The sequence below is a fragment of the Caproiciproducens puteiluti genome, from assembly GCF_052442865.1.
GTDB lineage: Bacteria > Bacillota > Clostridia > Oscillospirales > Acutalibacteraceae > Caproiciproducens.
On sequence record NZ_CP194790.1, the window covers coordinates 1,696,957 to 1,713,200 of the forward strand.

Sequence of the window (16,244 nt, forward strand, 5' to 3'; positions counted from 1 at the left end):
ATACTGCAGAGCGACTGCAGTATTTCTGCCCACTTTCGGCTAAGCGCGGGGGAACGATATGAAACCTTTGATTCTGATCACGAACGACGATGGAATATATTCTCCGGGTTTGCGCGCGGCGGCGGAAGCGGTTGCCGATTTGGGCGAGTTGCTCATTGTTGCGCCGCATCGCCAGCAGACCAGCATGGGCCGCGCTTTTCCCCGCACGGAAGACCTGGGGATCATTGAAACGACCACCCTGATGATTTGCGGAGTGCGGACAAAAGCCTACGCCGTGCACGGGTCGCCCGCCTACGCGGTGGCTCATGCCGTGCTGGAGCTTGCAAACCGCAAACCGGATTTGTGCGTCAGCGGTATCAATTACGGGGAAAACCTCGGCACCATTGTTACCTGCAGCGGAACCTTGGGTGCCGCGTTTGAAGCGAATTCCCATGAAATTCCCGCCATTGCATCCTCCCTGCAAATCCCGCTGCAGCTGCAGAGAAAAACGGATTACAGTCCGGCGGACTGGAGCGCCGCGGCGGAAATCACCGGAAGAGCGGCGCAGTCCGTGCTGAAAGACGGCATGCCCAACAAAGCCACCGTCCTGAATATCAATATTCCCGACCAGCTGCGGGATGCGGGGCATTATCATATTACGCGGCAGAGCCATCAGAACTATTTCTGTTTTATACGGCCGGGGGAGCGGGATTTTTCAAAGAGATTTGAACTGAAATCCCGGCTGTCCGTCAATATGGATACCCTGGAGCCGGACAGCGATATCTATGCCGTTTACATAGATAAGGCAATTTCCATTACGCCAATGACCTGGAATATGACAGCGGTTTAAAAGAATCCGGAGAAGAAGACAGGCACACAGCAGGAACGCGGCAATTTTCATTTATAAAGGCTTTGGCCAACAGTTGAGGAATGCAAAACGGGAAATGATGATTGAGGCGGCGATAAACCGCCTCTTTTTTTATGCATTCCCGATTTGGTATTTTTTTCCTGAAAGCCCTTTTCCGGAAAAGTATATTGATGAAAGGTTGAAAAGTAGAATGTTTCATTTCTTTAAACGTTCCGCAACAGTTCGGGAAGAATCTCACAAATCAGTTAAAAAATCCAGTTTGAAGAAAAAGCTCAGCATCATTTTTGCCATTGTGATTGCAGTTCCTTTTGCAGTGATGTCCCTGTTTATACTGCCCAACCAGATTCAGTCGCAGTACGTCGAGTCCAGCAGCCAGCAGCTGAAGCTGGCCGATAAGAACATGGAGACTTTTTTTTCAGAGATTCAGTACAATCTTGACTATATGGCGCCGGCAAGCCTGATGAAAGCGTCGAAGGGGCATCTGACCAGCTATGTGAACAAAGGGGAAAACGACGACAGGGTGCTCCGGTCGTCCAAAGCGGGCGGGATGGAGCAGGAAATTTTCCAGTCCTTCGACTCCTTCCGGCAGGCGCATCCCTATGTCACCTATGTCTATTACGGGCTGGAAAGCAAGGAATATATGCAGAGCCCGGAGGGCGGGGCGGTAGTGCCGAATTACGACCCCACACAGCGGCTTTTTTACACGACCGCGATTACGGGCAAGGGGAAATATGTGTATACGGAGCCGTACGAGAACGACGGTAATATTATCCTGGGCCTGGTCAAAGCGGTATACGACGGCAATGATCTTCTGGGCGTTTCCGGAATTGACGTCAACCTGAATTCCATGACGGAAATGCTCAATCAGGTGAAGATCGGAAAGAGCGGATATCTGATCCTCGTCCATCAGAACGGAACCGTTATTTCCGACTCCATGGACAAGGAGCATAACCTAAAGAAAATCGAAGAGCTGAAAATTACGGGATTGGAGAATGCGGGGAAGATAACCGATGGGGTAAAGAGCACCGGATTGGACGGGGAGAAATTCCTTACCAATGTTTACACCTCTCCCAATACGGGCTGGAAGGTCATAGCGATGATTCCCCAGAAGGAGATTGACGCCGCGAGCTTCAGCATTTCCACCGCCGTGCTTTTGATTGCGTTCCTGACTTTGCTGATCGGCTTGGCTGCCGTATGGAAATTTACGGACGCGATCCAGATTCCGCTGAAAAAACTCAGCCAGCGGCTGGAACTGCTTTCCCGCGGCGACCTTCACTCCGAAGTTCCCTCCGTCAAAACAAAGGACGACGTCGGGGTTTTGGCAAATTCCCTTTTTTACACGGTAGAGAATATGAAGAATTATATTGCGGAAATTGATGCCGCGCTGGGGAACATTGCGAACGGACAGCTTGATTTTGAGCTCAGGCAGGAATTCCTGGGCGATTTCGTTTCTATCAGAGCCTCCATCCAAAAGATCACGGATTCTCTGAACGGCACCCTGACGGAGATCAGCCGCTCCGCGGCACAGGTGGATTCCAGCTCTGCCCAGATCGCCAACGGGGCGCAGGCATTGGCCCAGGGCGCGACGGAGCAGGCAAGTTCCGTCGAAGAGCTTGCGGCCACGGTTACCGAAATTTCCACCCATGTCAAACAGAATGCGGAGCACGCTGCCGAAGCAAATAAAAATGTAAGCCTTGTCCGGACCGAAATAGAAGCCAGCAATCGGCATATGGGTGAAATGGTGTCCGCGATGGCCCAGATCGATGAATCCTCCGGGGAAATCGGGAAAATCATCAAAACCATTGAGGATATCGCTTTCCAGACCAATATCCTCGCTTTGAACGCGGCTGTTGAGGCGGCAAGAGCGGGGGCCGCGGGCAAGGGCTTTGCCGTTGTGGCGGACGAGGTCCGTAATCTGGCGAGCAAAAGCGCGCAGGCGGCGAAAAACACCACCGCTTTGATCGAAAATTCCACCAGGCAGGTGGAGAACGGTACCAAAATTGCGGACCAGACCGCGAAAGCCCTTCTTCAGGTGGTCGAGAGCGTAGAATCCGTTTCAGATGCAGTTGCGCAGATCACAGAGGCGTCAAGCCGTCAGGCGGAGTCCATCAGTCAGGTGACACAGGGTGCCGATCAGATCGCCGCGGTGGTTCAGACCAACTCGGCGACTGCGGAGGAAAATGCCGCCGCCAGCGAGGAGCTTTCCACGCAGGTGCAGATCATGCGGTCGCTTGTCGGAAAATTCCGCTTAAAGAAGGGGACGGATTAAAATCTGTCCGGTCGGTTTACGGCAGTCACCCTTGAAGAAGCAAATGCATTAAAAGTCGTTCAATTTTATAAAAAGCAGGCAGAGTGGTCCACTCTGCCTGCTTTGCTGATTTTTTGGGAAGGGTTTGCTTGTCAACAGCTTTCCCGCTATTTACTTTCGGAATTTATGAAACAGACGGCGGCTTATGGAATATCCTGATATTGATCCATTCTTTTCAATTGAGGTGATCGCATGCAAACGGTTATTATCAGATTCTTTGATAAAAAAGTTGGATACAGAGCCGCGAATTTTCTCAGAGGCTTAGGATATCAGGTGAATTCCGTCGGACGGACCTATTGGAACAGCTTTTATCCGTTTGCTTCGTGTCTCATCCTGGAAATCAATTATGAAGAATAACAGCTGTTAATGAAAGCAGCTGTTCCCGGGGAAACAGGCGCCGTCTCCCAGATCGGATTCAATCCGCAGCAGCTGGTTGTATTTTGAGACACGCTCGCTGCGGCTCGGGGCGCCGGTCTTAATCTGGCCCGCGTTCAGCGCGACCGCCAGATCGGCAATGGTGGTGTCTTCCGTTTCGCCCGAGCGGTGGGAGATGATCGCCGTATAGCCGGCTTTATGCGCCATCTTCACGGCGTCCATTGTTTCTGTCAGGGAGCCGATCTGATTCAGCTTAATCAGGATGGAATTTGCGCAGTGCAGATTGATCCCTTTCTTCAGCCTTTCCGTATTGGTAACGAACAGATCGTCGCCGACAAGCTGAACCGAATCGCCCAGCTCCGCCGTCAGCTTTTCCCAGCCCTGCCAGTCGTCCTCGCCCAGCGGGTCTTCAATGGAGCGGATCGGGTATTTCTGGCTCAGGGTCTTCCAGTACGCGATGAGCTGGTCCGTCGTATAGGAGGTATGGTGCTTCGGAAGCAGATAGCCGCTGCCGGACTTCCACTCGCTGGAGGCGGCGTCGATCGCGAGAACAAAATCTGTAGAGGGCTGGTAGCCCGCTTTTTTGATCGCTTCCAGAATCAGTTCGATCGCTTCTTCGTCCGTGTCGAGGTTGGGCGCGTAGCCGCCCTCGTCGCCGACGGAGGTGGACAACCCTCTTTCCTTCAGGATGGACGCAAGCTTATGGAACACTTCCGCGCACCAGCGCAGCCCCTCCCGGAAAGACGGCGCCCCTACGGGCATAATCATGAACTCCTGAATGTCTACGTTGTTTGCCGCGTGCGCTCCGCCGTTCAGTATGTTCATCATGGGGACGGGGAGAGTGTCGGCGTTTACGCCGCCGATAAAATGGTACAGCGGCAGATGGAGCGCGTTTGCCGCCGCTCTTGCCGCCGCAAGGGAAACCGCCAGAATGGCGTTTGCCCCCAGCTTGGACTTCTCTTTCGTGCCGTCAAGCTCAATCAGCTTTTGGTCAATGGCCGCGGTCCGGGTGCTGTCCCATCCGCTGAGAGCTTCGTTTATGATTGTATTGATATGATCGACCGCTTTCAAGACGCCTTTTCCGCCGTAGCGGGCAGAATCTCCGTCGCGAAGCTCAAGGGCCTCAAACGAGCCTGTGGACGCTCCGCTCGGGACAGAACCCGTTCCCACGGTGCCGTCGTTCAGCGTTACAACCGCCTCAACCGTTGGATTGCCTCTGGAATCCAGAATTTCTCTTGCAACAATATTTTTAATACGATAGTCAGACATATTGATTGCCCCCTTATGGTTTTTTCATCTCAGTTAGCGAAAACTAACTGCCTTTCATTAAAAGTATCACAATTTACTGAAAATGTCAATTGACGGATCCGATATCTTCCGGTTTTTTCTGTTAAAAAAAGATTAAAAAATTGGATGCGGCAGCCGGAAAAAATCGTTCGTTCCAAAGGGGCGGAAATTGTTAACATTTGGCATATTAACTTGATAATTGCCAGTTTTTAGGGTATAATCGAACCAGTAATGTCAACGGATGCCAGAGCTGATTTGATGATAAGGCAGCGCGTGTATTTTATAGGAAGGAAAAATCCTTCCCTGTCGGGGCCTGCTGCCGGTCTGTATTATAAATACTACATAATTGGAGTGAATGAATTGAAAAGTCTGAAAAAGCGGATTGCGGCGGGAGCGGTTTCGCTGATCTGTGCCGCGGGTGTTATGATCACCCTGCCGCCGGCTGTTTCCGTAGCGGCTGCTGCGACCGCACAAACAACGGATTATTTGAATCTGCGCGAAGGCGCGGGTGTGGATAAAAAAGTGATTCTGACACTCAGCAAAGGAGTCACCGTCACGGTTCTTGACTCCTCCAATGCGACATGGGCGAAGGTGCAGACCTCCGGCGGCAAACAGGGGTACTGCAGCAAGCAGTATCTCAGCATCTCCGGTACCGCTTCCAATTCCGGGTCTTCGTCTTCCGGGACGACCGCGGTCACCACGGCGTCTTTAAATATGCGCGAGGGCGCGGGCACCACCAGCAAAATTATCGTTACCCTTCCGAAGGGGACTTCCATCAAGGTGATTGACAGCTCCAATCCCTCCTGGCTGAAGGTGCAGACGACGGACGGAAAACAGGGGTATTGCAGTAAGGAATTTTTAAACGTGTCCTCCTCGTCCGGCTCCGGTACAACGACAAATACGGGCTCCGCCAATACCGGTTCCACTGCGTCGTCGGCTTCTGCGCTGACTACGGACTATCTTAACCTGCGTGAGGGCGCGGGTGCCAATTATAAGGTAATACTGACCATCAGCAAGGGGACGACCGTAAAGGTGCTGGACAACTCCAACGCCCAGTGGGCAAAGGTGGAGACCTCCAGCGGCAAACAGGGGTACTGCAGCAAACAGTATCTGAAAATCGGCACTTCCACCGGAACGAATACGAATACCAATACCCCTCCTTCCACGGGAACGGGAACCGCCACTGTTACGGGGGTAACCAATTCTTCCCTGAATGTGCGCAGCGGTGCGGGAACTACCTACGGGATCGTTGTCACGCTGGCAAAAGGCGTTACCGTTACAGTAACGGATAATTCCAATTCCGTCTGGGCAAAAATCAAGACTTCGGATGGGAAAGAAGGCTATTGCAGCAAGCAGTATTTGAATATCAGTACTTCCACCGGAACGAACACGAATACTAATACCCCGCCTTCCACGGGAACCACCGGCACTGCCACGGCGGTGACGACCGCTTCCCTGAATGTACGCAGCGGCGCGGGGACCGGCTACAGCATCGTTGTTACGCTGGCCAAGGGTGTTACCGTAACGGTGACGGATAATTCCAATGCATCGTGGGCGAAAATCAAGACTTCCGATGGGAAGGAAGGCTATTGCAGCAAGGAATTCCTGAATATCTCCACCACACAGACCGGAACGGACAACAATAACGGCACGGATACCAATACGAACCCCGGAACGGATACCGGTACCGGGGATAATACAGGCTCCGATTCCCACACCGTTACGGGTGCGAGCGTAACGGCCGATATGCTGCGGCTCAGGGAATCGCCCGATACAAGCGCTAAAATCCTGGCAAACCTGCCGAAGGGGACGAGCCTGACGGTGCTGGATACTTCCAATTCGGCCTGGACCAAGGTGCAGACCGCCAGCGGGGTTGCGGGCTATGTCAGCTCGGAGTACATTCAGCTGCATTATTCCGACGACGTAACGAACACTACCGCGCTTTCGCTTTCCACCACAGCCCAGAGCATCCCGGTAGGGAAGACGCTGTATATTCAGGCCAGCATTTCCCCGAGCGGGACCTATATCAGCTGGACAAGCAGCAATCCGAATGTCGCCACGGTTTCAAACGGATATGTCTGTGCCGTTTCCAACGGTACCGCCGTGATCACGGCCAAATCGGGAACCTATACGGCGACCTGCAATGTCACCGTGACGGATGCGGAACCGGTAAAGACCGCGTTTGCATCTCCGAATATTGCGAGTACGGGCGCGACGGTAACGCTGACCGCGGTAACCGATACCACGCGCGACGGCGTACAGTTCGTCATTACGATGCCGGACGGCAGCAAAAAGGCGCTGAATGCCGATTCCTGCACGGATGAATCCAAACAGAACACCTATACGAAAAAATGGACGGCTACGACGACCTTCAGCGCGGCGGGAACCTATTCCTTTACCGCTTATTCGTCGCTGAACGGAAGCATGAGTTCTGCGGGCTACACCACCAACGCGTATATTTCCAACCAGCAGGATTTTGTTACGACTTCCAGCGAGGAGCGCAGGGCCAGCGACCAGATGATTTCTCTGATTGCCAAATGGGAGGGCTACAGCTCGACCGTGTACGCCGACCAGCTGACTTCGAATCAGGTGCCTACAATCGGGTATGGCTGCACCTTCGGGGCAAATGCGATTTTCTACAACAATATGACGGAGACGGAAGCATGGTCGCTTCTGGTCAATAAGATCAATAATTCCTCTTACACCACCGAACTGAATAAAATGATTCAGAACAATCATTTCCTGATGAGCCAGAATCAGGCCGACTGCTTAATCAGCTTTGCCTATAATGTCGGCGCAGGCTATTTCAACAGCAGCGCGGAGATGGATTTCAGAAGGATTATGAAAAACGCGGTGGTTCCGCCGGCGCTCTTCTCCGGGGAAACGCTTGCGGCGACTGTGACAAAAGACACTATCGTCAGGGATCAGCCCAGTATCAGCGGGAACGAGGTCTGCAGTGTGCTGTCGGGTACTTCGCTCAATGTGACCGAATGCAACTTCGCCAACACGAAGGACGGCTGGTATAAGGTACAGCTTTCCAGTGGAAGCACCGGCTGGGTCAATTCCGGATACATCAACCTGTCCAACTCCGACTCCCTGACCCATGACCTTAATTACACCAACGCCAACGCGTTCGGTTCCGACCTGATCCGCTGGAATCAGGCGGGCGGCAAGTTCTATGCCGGCCTGTTCTACAGAAGGCTCGGCGAAGCGAACGTATACAATTACGGCGATTATGAAGCGGTGAAGTTCAACCGTTACAATTACACCTATCCCAACGCGGCGGCGGGACTGAGCTAAAGGTTTGGAACGGACTCCCCCTGGTCAGGCTGCACCTGCCAGCCCCCTCTGGGAGGGGGCCTTTCTTTGCCTCCCTCTTTGAGGGAGGTGGCGCGCTCGGCGCGACGGAGGGAGTTCGGGAACTAGGTGGGGACTCCTCCAGTCAGGCTGTCGCCTGCCAGCCCCCTCTGGGAGGGGGCCTTTTCTTTGCCTCCCTCTTTGAGGGAGGTGGCGCGCTCGGCGCGACGGAAGGAGTTCGGGAGCTAGGTCCGTACCCGGCGCGACGGAAGGAGTACAGAGTTTGAAACGGGGTGAAATTAATGTCCTTGCCTTATAAGCATCACTTGATACAAGCGGCAAGGGACTTGCGCAAAAACGCTACGGAGACAGAAAACAGATTATGGTATGATTTTCTGCGGATGTATCCGGTCAGATTTCAACGCCAAAAGGTCATCGACGGCTACATTGCGGATTTCTATTGTCACAAAGCGGGATTAGTGATCGAATTGGATGGAGGACAGCATTATACCACAGTAGGAATGGAGTATGATGAAGTTCGAACCAACGTTTTAAATGCATATTCTCTGGAAGTCCTCCGCTTTTCCAATAGGGAGGTACAAAAGCAGTTTGAAGGCGTATGTCAGGCAATTGATAGGAAAGTTAAGGAGCGGCTTTGCTGACTCTTTTCGGAGACTCCCCAGTCAGGCTACGCCTGCCAGCCCCCTCGGAGAGGGGGCCTTTTCTTCACCTCCCTCAAAGAGGGAGGTGTCGCGCCCGGCGTGACGGAGGGAGTTACACTGCAACGCGAAAAGCGCCCTCGGACATTGTCCGTGGGCGCTTTGTAAATGAAGTAATATGCTGTAGGAATAATGAATGAATTACTGTAAGAGTTTCAGAACGTTCTGAGGCTGTGTATTTGCCTGAGCAAGCATGGACTGAGCGGCCTGAGCAAGAACGTTGTTCTTGGTCATTTCCATCATCTCAGCAGCCATGTCAACGTCACGGATACGGCTCTCAGCGGAAGTCAGGTTCTCGCTAGTGGTACCCAGGTTGTTTACAGTGTGCTCAAGTCTGTTCTGCAGTGCACCAAGGTCGGCTCTTGTGCCGGAAACCGTGTTGATAGCGGCTTCGATGGTGTCGATAGCTGCATTTGCAGAATCCTGATTAGCAACAGAAATCTTGTCAATGCCTAAGCCCTTGGAACTCATGCTAGCAATGTTCAGCGAAACCTGCTGATCTTCAGAAGCGCTTGCGCCGATTTGGAGAGTAAGGCCTTTGCCGCCAACCTCTGTCATATCAGCAATCGTAACAACTCCAGCGAGATTGCTTGCAGAACTGATGCCGTATTCCTTCAAAGTAGCTGTGAGATTTGTTGCTGAATCAGTGGCACTAGTACCGAGAACAACAGCGATATTACCAGCCTTGACCTTGGAAATATTACTTTCTGCTTGGAATTCATAGGTTTTACCGGCGATAGAAATAGTATCGCCAGCAACAGCTGTGCCAGAAAATGTGATGGTAGAGGATTCATTTTTATCAGTATTGTTATTTGTAACAGTAAGATCAGTAGAAGCGTTTTTAGCGGATAGGATAGTGGCTTTATCCTCGCCGGCCGTTTTTGCCTCAAAAATTACTTTATTATTGCTATCAATGCTTACATTGAAATTAGACGAAATATCTGTATTAGAGTTTAAAGCGGCGAGAATTGTCTGTGCGGTTGACCCTGCATCAGGAGTACCCGGTGTTCCTCCCAGAGAACCATCATCGGTGTACTTAACAGTAGTGGTTTGCTGTTTGCCATTGGAATCAAGATAGTTGACAACATAAGATGTTTCCAAATCCTTTGTAGCTGCTGCAGCAGCAACTACAGTAAATGTTCCTTTTGTAGCCGGAACGGTTGCAACTGTTGCTACTGAGGAAGTTTCTGTGATTTCCGATGTACCGAGAGTACCGTCCAACAGGTTGATTTTGTTGAAGTTAGTGGAAGAAGAAATTCTGTCGATTTCCTTAGACAGAGCAGTAACTTCTTTGCTGATGTTCTCACGGTCGACGTCGTTCTGGTAAGTACCGTTAGAGGACTGAGTGGCCAGCTCTTTCATTCTCTGCAGAATGGAAGCGGTCTCATTCAGAGCGCCTTCAGCAGTCTGTACAAGGGAGATACCGTCGTTTGCGTTGTTTTCGGCCTGATCCAATCCACGGATCTGGCTTCTCATTTTCTCGGAAATCGCAAGGCCTGCGGCGTCATCGGCGGCGCTGTTGATGCGGTAGCCGGAAGACAGCTTCTCAAGGTTCTTGCTGACGGCGTTGTTGTTGCTGGCCAGCATTCTGTTTGCATTTAGGGCTGCAATATTGTGTTGAATACGCATAATTTTTTTCCTCCTGAATTTTGTTTAGTACGTGCGGCAAAAAGCCGGTCACGCCTTTTTGAAAGAACGTCCATGTTCTTTGCTGTGCGGTTGGATCTCTGCCCCGACGGGCCCTGTCGCGGCAGAAAAAAGATGCGATTGTAAATTTTTGCTTACAACTGATATTTCGGTATGAATCTGGAAAAGTTTAGGGTATTTTGCAGAATTTCGAAAAATTTTCTTAACTCGTGACTCCTTTCCTTTGCCTCCCTCTTTGAGGGAGGTGTCGCGCCGGGCGCGACGGAAGGAGTTCGGGAGTTCATTCAGGCTTTTTCTGCAAAGCCTTTTTCAGCTGATCAAGGGCCTGCTTTTTAGGCGCCACGCTGGCTTCCTCATTCATGGCGCGGGTCTCCCAAAGCTCTTTGCGGATGATCGGAATTTCCTTTGGCGCGTTGATGCAGATTTTGACGCGGTCGCCGCTGATTTCGGATACAATAATTTCAATGTTGTCTCCAATGATAATGGATTCGGAGACTTTTCGGCTGATGACGAGCATCGGAAACGCCTCCTATCTTTTGTCGCTGAATAATGGATAGCGGATGGGATAATCTGAATTTTCCAAAATAATCTGTTTCGCCTTTTTGGTGTTGACGTCGATCACAATCGGCGCTTTCAGGTTAATGACGGATTCGCTCAAATTCGGTTTGATGACCGCCACTACCAGAACACAGAGGTTTTCTGCGTCCGTTTCTCCGAAATAATCCAGTTCCGACTGGGGGAAAACAGGACTGTAGTCATTGACGATCGGGTAGGGATCCACCACCACGAAGGAGGGAATGTCGCTGTGGGCGGCCTGCAGGCTCCAGATAATCCCATTTTCCTCTTCATGGTACAGAAGATATTCCTTGATATCCTCAAAGCCTAAGATCCCTTCTTCAAAATAAATGATATTTTGAACTCCGGTTTCCGTGTTCTGTAATTCTGCCTGATTCGTGTCCATAATTTCCTCCTTGTTAGCTGTCAGAAAAAACAGCCTCCCGAAGGGGGCTGTATCCATTTTGCATTATGCGGTCACATTCATCTTCGGCGGCTGATAGTCGGGGCTGGCCGACGGAGGAACGTACTGGGGCTTGCCCAGATATTTGAATTCCACACGGGCGTATTCCTTCACGACAAATTCAACGCTTGCGGGGGTGAATTTCAGCTTCGGCCTGTTTTTCGACAGCCACTCGTAATTCTGCCTGTCCGTTTCGTATTGAACGGAAAGACTCTGCGTGTCCCAGTCAAAATCGGCAGGGTAAGCAGGAATCCCGATTGTGCTTTGGATGGTAGGCTGAATATGCTGAAAAGCAAGAGAGCTCAATGTGCTTGTGCTGCTTTGTGTCTCCATTAGCGATTTCTCTTCCTTTGCAAGATCGGCGGTGCCGCTCATGGACATCAGAATCTGATCTTCGTAGGAAACCTGGTCGGTTTGGTTTTGCGCGGCGGTTGATCTTGCTTTGTATTTGTACTCATGTGTATCGAAATACAGCCTGGACGTGTAAGGGGTTAAATCCGTAAAATCCACAATCCCCTGCTGGGAAAAAGTGTCGTCCGATATTTCCAGTTTCGCATTGTGGACTTTCATTTCAAAAGAAATGGGAACATGAATGATATCCAAAAGCTGTTCCATTTTAACTCACCTCGCCTGCTGCGTGATTACTAATCCATAAAGTCCAAAAAGGTCGGCTGAAGAATCTGTGAGCCTACCTTTAAAGCGGCGTTGTAGGAAGACTGCTGATAGAGCTGTGCCGTAACGGCTTCTTCAAAATCAATATATTCGGTGCTGTCGATTTTTTCAAGGACTTTATCGCCGATGGATGTCAGGTTAGTCAGTGTTGTCGAAAGAAAAGTGGATTTTGAACCGTATTCTGCAATTTTGTCGATTACAGCGTCGCTCTGGTCGTTGAAATTGTCCAGAAGGGGCTTTATTTCATCGTAAGAATAAGTAAAATTAGAGGCATTCTCACCGCCGTCAAGCTTGTCGGCGATCTGCCCGAGAAGGGTGTAAAGATTGTTGGAAATGCCGCTTTCCGTACCGTCCGATGTACCATAGCCAATAATCGATATGCCGGGTATAGCGGAGTTATAGACGCTCTGGCTGTTGATTGCCGTGCTTCCGCTTTCCGTATTGAGCCCCAGACCGATGTTGATAAAGGTCTGCTCATTGGCAAGCTTCTTCAGGCCTTCCGCCCCGATGGTATCCGTCGCCGTGGCTGTCTGGGCCGAAGTGTCTACCGGGCAGTTCATATCGCCTGAGATTGCGGCTTTTGAAAGATCGAAAGTCACAGAGGGATTATCCGAGGCTGACAAGGGAGAGGAACCTTTCAGCGCCGTCAGGATATCGCTGTTTTTCGCACCGGTCGGCAGAGTAACAGTTAATGTTTTAGAAGAGGTATCCGCCGAAACGGAAGGAGTGGCTCCATCCGCGGTGTTCACCTGAATTTTGTAGCCGTTAAACTGCGTATCGCCCAGCGTGATCTGTGCTCCGTTATAGCTAAGAGTTGAGCCTGCTTCAATTTTGCCTGTGTTGACATCGATGCCTCGGTACAGCAGATTCCCACTTTCGCCGACGGAAAAAGGAGGGTCGTTGGTATCGGCTCCGCCAAAAAGGTATCCGTCGCCGAACTGGGTGTTCATTTGTGTTAAAATGGTTTGCTGATACCCGCGGAGCGTTTTCGCGATTGCACTCCGTCCGGTGTCGGAAGTGGTGTCGCTGATGGCCTGAAGGCACTCGCCCGACCCCGCCTCTGTCAGGACCTTTTTTACGGTCAGAAAGGTGGAGTTTGCGGTTGTAAGCTTATCCGCCGCGTCGTTCAGCTCGCTCTGATAGCTTTGGTTCCTTAGATATTCGCGCCGGAGCGCGAATGCCTTGGAAGCCGAAAACGGGTCTTCCGACGCTTTGTCGAACTTCCGCAGCGTCAATTCCTGCTGGTTCGCCGCGTTCAGTGCATTCAGTGAGCGATTAAGGTTTGTGTTATATTGCTTCATGACCATTCCCATGGTGATTCTCATAGCTTCCGTCCTCCTTTTAAACCGTAGGGATTATCTTCCTACTATTCCCATTTTACTGATGATCGTATCCAACGCCTCGTCCAGAGTCGTCATAAACCGGGAAGAAGCGGTGAGGGACTGGTTGTACATAATCAGGTTGATGCCTTCCTCGTTGATGTCAACAGAGGATACGGAGGCTCTTTGCGTGTCGATTTCCGTAAGGGTGGAATTATAGGTAGTGTTCTGCCGGTTGATGTCGCTTTTTTGCAGGGCGAGCACAGAAACCGATAAGTCCGATATAAAGGAATCGATTGATGTGGTGAACAGGGTCGTGCCTCCCGTGTTGTCGGCATTGGTCGTGTAAGTTTTGTCTTTGCCAAGCTGGGTGATCATGTAAAGCACGTTGTCGCCTTTGCTGGAAGTATCCACGTCGCCCGTCTGCTTGGTGGCGGTGATATAAGAGCTGGTCGCGGTGCTCCACGCGGTGGAAATACTGATGTTCCCAGCGGTGATACCGGCGGTAGACGTGCCGTCCGTGGTGGTAAACAGCGGCTTGTTGTAATCTCCGCTTGCATTTGTACTGTTTGCTTGGTTCATCGTGTCCGCGAAATCCACGGCGAGCTTGTCCAGCATCTTCTCATAATAGCCGAGGCCGCGTTCCGCGGAGGCGGAGTCAAATTCCCCGCTTTCGTTCAGCATGGAAAGATATCCGCCAAACGCTCCTTCCGTCAGATCCGCGTTGGTCATAGCGATGGGGTTGTCATCGGCATCTTTGATGATGTTGCCGTCGGAGTCCCTTGCCGGGACGGCGTTTCCGGCGGTATCTTTCAGCGCCATGGTGACGTAGCCCGTGCCGCTGTCCGTTGTCATGCTGAACTCGCTGTAATCCCCGTTCGCCACCAGGCTGAATTTCTGATCGCCGGACACAAGGTCGATATGCAGTTCCGAAACCGACCGTCCGGAGCCGACATCTACAGTTTCTGTAGAAACCTCAATATTGGCGTACTTTGACAGCTCGTCGATCATGGTATTGCGCTGATCGGTCAGTTCCAGCGCGGAGGTGCCGGAAATTTCCGAGCTTTTGATTTCCTGATTCAAGTGCGCTATATTTTTTAGAAGATTATTTACTTTTGTAATCGCGTCGTCCTGCAAAGACTTTGTCTGCTCTTTTCGGATTTTCGACAGCTGCTGGGATGCGCTGTTAAACGCCTTGGTCAGAAGCATGGCAGAGTTCTTGACAATGTTCTCGCTGGAATAGGTGGGGGAAGACGCGAGAGTATTCAGCTGTGTGATCAGGTCCGAAAACTGTGCGCTGAGTCCGTCCTTGGAGGATTCGTCGAAAATATCCTCAAGGTCGCTCAGGGTATCCAGCTGGACGCCGGTTTTGCCCACATAGGCATGTTCCGCGCGGTAGCGGATATCCAGATAGGGGTCTCTGATCTGACTGGTTCCGCTGCAGTACACGCCGTTGCCGACGGCAAGATTGCCGCCCGAATAACGCATGTTGCTGCCGGTCGGACCGACCGAATAGGAGTCCACCCGCTGCCTTGTGTAGCCTGTGGTATTTACATTGGTCATATTCTGGCCGGTTATCTGCAGATTGGCCCGGGCTGCCTGAATTCCGCTTTTGGCAATATAGAACCCGGAAAAAGTTGACGACATGGGAATACCTCCTTAAACCTTTTTGGACAGAATGCTTGGGGGAGTGGATCCCTCTTCCGCTTTTGAGGAGTATATCCGTTGCAGTTCGGGATTGTTTTTCAGTTTACCGATCTCTTTTTCGACTCTGTGCAGTTTTAACTCGGTGAGCTGATTGCAGCGAAGGTTGATTTCCTTCAGATTCAGCGTCACCTGTGAGAGTTCGTCAAAAATACTTTTTGCCTGCGGCTGAAGGGAAGGCTCGAACATCGGGATCAGCTGCCGGAAGGTCGACTCTGGGCTCCCGGTTTTTGCGATCAGCTTGTCACGCTCCAATTCAAGCCCCCTGGCCTTGAGCATGAACGCCTCTTCTTTTCTGACGTGCGCGTCCAGGGTCGTGACGTTGTTGTTTGCTAAATCGTTGTATTTTTCAGATTCGATCTCCAGAAAGCTTTTATAAAAATTCAGGTAATCGCGAAGGAATTTCAGCAGTTTTTCTGCAAGCTCTTTGTCTATCATTCTCTCTGTTCACCCGCCCTTTGATTTTTTGCATCTGTTTTGTATATTCATTCGTTATTGTCCGTCAAAAGTATTTTCGCAATTTCCACAGGGTTTACGGCATACTGCCTGACATTCAGCTGTTCCTTAATTCTGCTGATGGCTTCCGTATCCTTGTCTCCATTTATTTCCGCGATGATTTTATCTTTGGTTTCCGAAAGAAACTGACTGTTATTTGAAAGGCGCGCAGCGTCTTGCGATATTTCAATTTTATCCATCTTGGAAGCATTTACCGCCTTATTCAGATTGCCGGAAAACGCCGGCCCGGCCGCTGTGCCGTCTGTGTCGGTCCTGCCCGGCTGTTTGGCGGGATATTGGCTGGTTATATAATTGAAATTATGGTCAGCACTATTAATAATCATCAATACTCACCTCTGCAGAAATTATCGGCATGTTTCATCAAATATTTAGAAAAAAAAGCTTAATTTATAAATACTTTTTTAGTATATTTATCATTGCATGATTATGAAATAAAAAATACAATCGAAATATTTCGAATTAAGAGAATTTTAAGCGAATTTCAGTTGACTTTTGTCATTATTTGCATATATAATTAGGTAAAATATATGATATA

At 50.7% G+C, this 16,244-nt stretch carries 13 protein-coding genes; 4 read left to right on the forward strand and 9 right to left on the reverse strand.

The window, feature by feature from the left end; all coding sequences use genetic code 11:
* The first annotated feature begins 58 nt into the window (after positions 1-58).
* Positions 59-829 carry a 5'/3'-nucleotidase SurE gene (gene surE / locus ACRQU7_RS08160; RefSeq protein WP_444645102.1) on the forward strand — a complete coding sequence of 257 codons (771 nt, stop codon included), beginning with the start codon at positions 59-61 and terminating at the stop codon, positions 827-829.
* A 277-nt stretch (positions 830-1,106) separates the two neighbouring features.
* Entirely contained in the window at positions 1,107-3,116 is a 2,010-nt protein-coding gene (locus ACRQU7_RS08165) for a methyl-accepting chemotaxis protein (protein ID WP_444645104.1), read from the forward strand.
* A 402-nt stretch (positions 3,117-3,518) separates the two neighbouring features.
* Here the strand turns inward: ACRQU7_RS08165 and eno are convergent, their stop codons facing one another.
* Complete coding sequence (gene eno, locus ACRQU7_RS08170; protein WP_444645106.1) at positions 3,519-4,799, reverse strand: phosphopyruvate hydratase; 1,281 nt, start codon at positions 4,797-4,799, stop codon at positions 3,519-3,521.
* Between the two features lie 378 nt (positions 4,800-5,177).
* Here eno and ACRQU7_RS08175 point away from each other — a divergent pair, with 378 nt between their 5' ends.
* Positions 5,178-8,117 (forward strand): SH3 domain-containing protein, encoded by a 2,940-nt coding sequence (locus ACRQU7_RS08175; protein WP_444645108.1) that lies wholly within the window; start codon positions 5,178-5,180, stop codon positions 8,115-8,117.
* A 299-nt stretch (positions 8,118-8,416) separates the two neighbouring features.
* Positions 8,417-8,776 carry an endonuclease domain-containing protein gene (locus tag ACRQU7_RS08180; protein WP_444645110.1) on the forward strand — a complete coding sequence of 120 codons (360 nt, stop codon included), beginning with the start codon at positions 8,417-8,419 and terminating at the stop codon, positions 8,774-8,776.
* 198 nt (positions 8,777-8,974) lie between these two features.
* Here ACRQU7_RS08180 and ACRQU7_RS08185 read toward each other — a convergent pair whose 3' ends face one another.
* The 8 genes from ACRQU7_RS08185 to ACRQU7_RS08220 form a co-directional block, all read right to left on the reverse strand.
* Positions 8,975-10,462 carry a flagellin N-terminal helical domain-containing protein gene (locus ACRQU7_RS08185; protein ID WP_444645112.1) on the reverse strand — a complete coding sequence of 496 codons (1,488 nt, stop codon included), beginning with the start codon at positions 10,460-10,462 and terminating at the stop codon, positions 8,975-8,977.
* 298 nt (positions 10,463-10,760) lie between these two features.
* Positions 10,761-10,997, reverse strand: coding sequence for a carbon storage regulator CsrA (gene csrA, locus ACRQU7_RS08190; protein ID WP_444645114.1), 237 nt, complete (start codon positions 10,995-10,997; stop codon positions 10,761-10,763).
* 12 nt (positions 10,998-11,009) lie between these two features.
* Entirely contained in the window at positions 11,010-11,441 is a 432-nt protein-coding gene (gene fliW, locus ACRQU7_RS08195; RefSeq protein ID WP_444645116.1) for a flagellar assembly protein FliW, read from the reverse strand.
* Positions 11,442-11,504: 63 nt separating this feature from the next.
* On the reverse strand, positions 11,505-12,113 hold the full coding sequence (locus ACRQU7_RS08200) for a DUF6470 family protein (protein ID WP_141825034.1): 609 nt from the start codon (positions 12,111-12,113) through the stop codon (positions 11,505-11,507).
* A gap of 29 nt (positions 12,114-12,142) precedes the next feature.
* Positions 12,143-13,495 carry a flagellin N-terminal helical domain-containing protein gene (locus ACRQU7_RS08205; RefSeq protein ID WP_444645118.1) on the reverse strand — a complete coding sequence of 451 codons (1,353 nt, stop codon included), beginning with the start codon at positions 13,493-13,495 and terminating at the stop codon, positions 12,143-12,145.
* Between the two features lie 30 nt (positions 13,496-13,525).
* Entirely contained in the window at positions 13,526-15,136 is a 1,611-nt protein-coding gene (flgK, locus tag ACRQU7_RS08210; RefSeq protein ID WP_444645120.1) for a flagellar hook-associated protein FlgK, read from the reverse strand.
* Between the two features lie 12 nt (positions 15,137-15,148).
* Positions 15,149-15,631: a flagellar protein FlgN gene (locus tag ACRQU7_RS08215; protein WP_444645122.1), complete on the reverse strand. Its 483-nt coding sequence runs from the start codon at positions 15,629-15,631 to the stop codon at positions 15,149-15,151.
* Positions 15,632-15,678: 47 nt separating this feature from the next.
* On the reverse strand, positions 15,679-16,032 hold the full coding sequence (locus tag ACRQU7_RS08220; protein ID WP_444645124.1) for a flagellar biosynthesis anti-sigma factor FlgM: 354 nt from the start codon (positions 16,030-16,032) through the stop codon (positions 15,679-15,681).
* Positions 16,033-16,244: the final 212 nt, after the last annotated feature.

Coding starts and splice junctions, on each gene's coding strand:
- surE (WP_444645102.1), top strand. CDS start 59: ATGAAACCTTTGATTCTGATCACGAACGACGATGGAATATATTCTCCG.
- eno (WP_444645106.1), bottom strand. CDS start 4,799: ATGTCTGACTATCGTATTAAAAATATTGTTGCAAGAGAAATTCTGGAT.
- ACRQU7_RS08180 (WP_444645110.1), top strand. CDS start 8,417: ATGTCCTTGCCTTATAAGCATCACTTGATACAAGCGGCAAGGGACTTG.
- ACRQU7_RS08185 (WP_444645112.1), bottom strand. CDS start 10,462: ATGCGTATTCAACACAATATTGCAGCCCTAAATGCAAACAGAATGCTG.
- csrA (WP_444645114.1), bottom strand. CDS start 10,997: ATGCTCGTCATCAGCCGAAAAGTCTCCGAATCCATTATCATTGGAGAC.
- fliW (WP_444645116.1), bottom strand. CDS start 11,441: ATGGACACGAATCAGGCAGAATTACAGAACACGGAAACCGGAGTTCAA.
- ACRQU7_RS08200 (WP_141825034.1), bottom strand. CDS start 12,113: ATGGAACAGCTTTTGGATATCATTCATGTTCCCATTTCTTTTGAAATG.
- ACRQU7_RS08205 (WP_444645118.1), bottom strand. CDS start 13,495: ATGAGAATCACCATGGGAATGGTCATGAAGCAATATAACACAAACCTT.
- flgK (WP_444645120.1), bottom strand. CDS start 15,136: ATGTCGTCAACTTTTTCCGGGTTCTATATTGCCAAAAGCGGAATTCAG.
- ACRQU7_RS08215 (WP_444645122.1), bottom strand. CDS start 15,631: ATGATAGACAAAGAGCTTGCAGAAAAACTGCTGAAATTCCTTCGCGAT.
- ACRQU7_RS08220 (WP_444645124.1), bottom strand. CDS start 16,032: ATGATTATTAATAGTGCTGACCATAATTTCAATTATATAACCAGCCAA.